The 312-nt window shown below is 33.3% G+C and carries 1 pseudogene; it reads right to left on the bottom strand.

What is annotated here, in order from left to right:
• Positions 1 to 312, bottom strand: a pseudogene (locus tag Q1A47_RS20665) (IS5/IS1182 family transposase); the annotation flags it as partial.

Below are 312 nucleotides of genomic sequence, written 5' to 3'. Positions count from 1 at the left end.
CGAAGTTGTTTGCGTTCTTTTGCTTCTTTGCTTTCTTCGATTGCTTTATCATATTTTTCTACTTTTTCATCTAGCTTTTTAACCACTTCACTGAGTTCTTCCTTTGAAAGTTCATCGGAACTTTCCCTTTCTATTTCAGGAATAATTTCTTTTTCCAGTAATTCCTCATACATTTGATTCGACTTCTCTATTAAATCGGTGCTGTATTTTTCAATGGATTTTTTCCATACAAAGGTAAACTTATTGGCATTTGCCTCTATTTTCGTACCATCAATAAAAATAGCCTCTTCTTCAATCGCCTTCTCTTCAACA

Source organism: uncultured Virgibacillus sp. (assembly GCF_947495635.1).
Lineage (GTDB): Bacteria > Bacillota > Bacilli > Bacillales > Amphibacillaceae > Virgibacillus > Virgibacillus salarius.
This window is presented reverse-complemented; position numbering and strand designations above follow the sequence as displayed.